Origin of the sequence: Streptomyces sp. NPDC046900, assembly GCF_040644975.1 — a bacterium.
Taxonomy (GTDB): Bacteria; Actinomycetota; Actinomycetes; order Streptomycetales; family Streptomycetaceae; genus Streptomyces.
This window is the reverse complement of the sequence record NZ_JBEYXD010000248.1, coordinates 1-1,449: the sequence shown is the minus strand read 5'-3', so window position 1 is coordinate 1,449 and position 1,449 is coordinate 1. Positions and strand designations below refer to the sequence as shown.

The window sequence follows — 1,449 nt, the reverse complement described above, 5'->3', positions numbered from 1 at the left end:
ACGCCCCGCCACGGGCCTGGGGCGCGAGCCCGCCGGGCGCGGTGCGGTCGCCGCGCAGCGACCGCACCCCGGGGACCGGCGTGTGCCGCCCCCGGTTCAGGACCGTCACATCCCAGCCGCGCCCGGCCGCCGCCTCGACGACAGCCCGGCCCGCGAACTCCGTACCACCCAGCACCAGAAGTCTCATGCCCGTGACTGTGCCCGCTCGGAGCGCCGGACGGAACGGGAGTCTGCCGACAGCAGACGGCCCGCCACCTGCAGGCGGCCGGCCCGAGTCAGTGCCCCGTCGGCGGCGCGTACTTGTAGCCCACGCGCCGCACCGTCTGGATCGCCCTGCGGTGCCTGGCGCCGAGCTTGCGGCGCAGCCGGGCGACATGGACGTCGACGGTGCGCCCGTCGCCCACATGGCCGTAGCCCCACACCGTGGTCACCAACTGGTCCCGGGTGTGCACCCGGTGGGGATGGGCGACCAGATGGGCGAGCAGTTCGAACTCCAGATAGGTGAGGTCGAGGGGCCGCCCGTCCACTTCGGCGGTGCGCTGCTCGGTGTCGACGCGGACGAGTCCGTCGCCGCAGTCGTCGCGCTCGTCGGCCGCGGCGGCCTCCGGGTGGCCGGGCACCGCGTACGGCAGGACGGGCTGCGGCCGGTCGGCCGGGACCAGCACCAGGTAACCGATCATCGGCGGCTGCCCCGGCAGGGCCGGGAGGAAGTGCTGGGGCGCCGGCAGCCAGGTGGCGCCCGGAGGCAGCAGGGCCGCCACGTCGTTCCCCAGGCTCTCGGCCGGGTTCGAGTGGGGGAGGACCCAGTCCTCGTCCCGGTCGACGGCGCGCAGTCGGTGCCGCGCGGAGCCGGGCGAGGGGGCGGTCGGGGTGTCGAGGGCGGCGGACGGCAGAGAACGAGGAGTCGCCATGAGAGGTCAGCTCTTTCGCGCGAGAAATCGTCGGGGAGACCGACGACCGCGAGTTCGTGGTCGGGGTCGTCGAGGACGTACGTCGTGCGCGCTGGCCGAAGGCCGGGGTGTACGGCTTTAGAGGGCCCGCGCGTTCCGCGCGCGACAACACACCCGGTCGAAATCGTGGTGCTGACGGGAAGGCCAGAAGGGCTCGAGGTCGGGGCGACCTGTCGCGGTGTACTTCTGGATGCCGGTCATGGGCCCATTGAAGCAGACCGGGGCGCTCCGCAGGAGGCTTCTCTCACGCATCGGACAGTCCCCTGATGTGAGCCCGACGCCGCCCACCCCCTCCGAGCAGGAGTTTGCCGCGGCCGGGGGAGTGGCCCGGAGTGATGTGCCCGGGAGGCCGTCCCACTCTGCGGACGGCCGCCACAGCCGGAGGGGGCGCCCGCCGAACGGCGGGCCGGACCGGCCGGAACCCCACAACGTAGACACGAGAGGACGCGACGGCACATGGCGGACCGAGCCGGGCTGGCGGCCTTCCTCCGGGCACGCC

General features: G+C 74.1%; 1 protein-coding gene and 1 pseudogene. Both read right to left on the bottom strand.

Annotated features, from left to right (window positions below):
• Window positions 1–187: pseudogene (locus ABZ904_RS51245) on the bottom strand (reductase); the annotation flags it as partial.
• 88 nt (window positions 188–275) lie between these two features.
• The gene (locus ABZ904_RS51240) at window positions 276–911 is read right to left on the bottom strand and encodes a winged helix-turn-helix domain-containing protein (RefSeq protein WP_361831221.1); all 636 of its coding nucleotides are present in this window, start codon (window positions 909–911) and stop codon (window positions 276–278) included.
• Window positions 912–1,449: the final 538 nt, after the last annotated feature.